4 protein-coding genes are annotated in these 1,629 nt (G+C 62.2%); all 4 read left to right on the top strand.

Translation table 11 applies throughout. The features are described from left to right. Window positions 1–293 (top strand): hypothetical protein (locus tag H8711_RS13675; RefSeq protein ID WP_249283887.1); only part of this gene is annotated, 293 nt, incomplete at its 5' end. 109 nt (window positions 294–402) lie between these two features. Next, on the top strand, window positions 403–732 hold the full coding sequence (locus tag H8711_RS13670; RefSeq protein ID WP_249283886.1) for a hypothetical protein: 330 nt from the start codon (window positions 403–405) through the stop codon (window positions 730–732). Then, window positions 733–1,026, top strand: a complete 294-nt coding sequence (locus H8711_RS13665; protein ID WP_249283885.1) for a phage holin family protein — start codon at window positions 733–735, stop codon at window positions 1,024–1,026. A 4-nt stretch (window positions 1,027–1,030) separates the two neighbouring features. Next, a partial coding sequence (locus H8711_RS13660; protein ID WP_249283884.1) for an N-acetylmuramoyl-L-alanine amidase occupies window positions 1,031–1,629 on the top strand: 599 nt, incomplete at its 3' end.

The raw sequence follows: 1,629 nt of genomic DNA, 5'->3' as shown, positions 1-1,629 counted from the left end.
CGCTTGTGCGGCGCGAGCTGCGCGGCGCGGCGCGTCCTGCGCTGGAGCTGCACATCACGGGCAGCAGCTATGCGGAACTGGCGGAACTGTTTGTGGATAACGCGGCGTTCTCGCTGCGGCATGGCGGCGAGGATTACGACCAGAGCGAGTACTGCTTCGCGGGGCCGATCACCGACCACCGCGACGGGACGTTCAGCGTCATCGTGGGAAAAAAGACGCCCTTTGAGCTGGAACGCGAAGCCAAGGAGCAGCTCATGCTCGAGCTGCTGACGGAAAGGGGGGCGATTGTATGAGCACAGTGGAAATGCTGGTCTATCTGATCCGGCGCGGGGTCCTCGCGATCGACCGCGTGGCCCCGGCCTACCGCGCAGAGGTCGATGCGGCGCTGCAGGGGGATGCCAATTGATCGAGTTTATCGCCCGTTACTGGCTGGAGGTGCTGTTCGGCGCGGCGTTGTCCCTGTTGGGCCTTGCCTACCGCACCCTGTCCAGCCGGTTCAAACAGTACATGAAGGAGCAGGACGCGGTGAAGCTGGGGATTCAGGCCCTGCTGCGCGACCGCATCATCCAGACCTACAACCACTATTCCGCGAAGGGCCATTGCCCCATCTACGGGTTGGAAAACGCCGAATCGATGTATTTGCAGTATCACGCGCTGGGCGGCAACGGCGCCATCACCAAGCTGCTCGAGGCCCTGCGCGAGCTGCCCACCGAGCCAAAGGAGGACAAATAGATGAACAAAATCATGAGCTACATAAGGCCCGAGCTGCTGGTTTTGATCCCGGTGCTATACCTGCTGGGCGCGGGGCTAAAAAAGGCCCGGGCGTTCGCGGACAAATATATCCCGCTGGCGCTGGGCGCTGCCGGCGTGCTGCTGGCCGTCGTCTGGGTGCTGGCGACCACGGACATGACAGGCTACAAAGATGTGTTACAGGCTGTTTTCGTAGCGCTGACGCAGGGGATTCTCGCGGCGGGGTGCAGCGTATATGCAAACCAGCTTGTGAAGCAGTCGGGGAAGGACGAGTGAGGCCATGGAGATCAGGGAACAGCTCATCCGTGTGAACCCCTACAGCCGGCCGGGGACGAAGATCGAGCCCACGAAGGTGATCGTGCACTATGTGGGCAACCCTGGCAGCACGGCGCAGAACAACCGGGACTATTTCGACAACCTTGCCACAACCCATGCGACCTACGTTTCGGCGCACTATGTGGTGGGGCTTCATGGGGAGGTCATCCGGTGCATCCCGGAGGAGGAAATCTCCTACGGTGCGAGCGAGGGGAACAAATACGGCATCAACATCGAGGTGTGCCACCCGGACGAGACCGGCAGATTCACGGCGGCGACGGAGGAGGCACTGGCGGAGCTGGCAGCGGACATCTGCAAGCGGAGAGGGTTTGACCCGGGCAAAGATGTGATTCGGCACTACGATGTGACGGGGAAGAAATGCCCGCTGTGGTATGTGGAGCACCCGGAGGCGTGGCTTACCTTCCGCGAGAGGGTCAGGGCGCTGGCGGGCCAGCCCCAGCGGGACAGGCCGATTTACCTCGTGCAGGCCGGCGCTTTCGCCGACAAATCCAACGCTCACCGCCTCGCACAGCAGCTCAGCCACCTGGGGTTTGACGCCTTTGT

The sequence above is a fragment of the Ligaoa zhengdingensis genome (genome assembly GCF_014384885.1).
In the GTDB taxonomy this organism is placed as follows: Bacteria; Bacillota; Clostridia; order Oscillospirales; family Ruminococcaceae; genus Ligaoa; species Ligaoa zhengdingensis.
Note: the sequence above shows the minus strand (reverse complement) of the source record. Positions and strands in the feature narration are given on the sequence as shown.

What these genes read in the sequence shown, in the direction of transcription:
- H8711_RS13665 (WP_249283885.1), top strand. Translation starts at nt 733, where the DNA reads ATGAACAAAATCATGAGCTACATAAGGCCCGAGCTGCTGGTTTTGATC.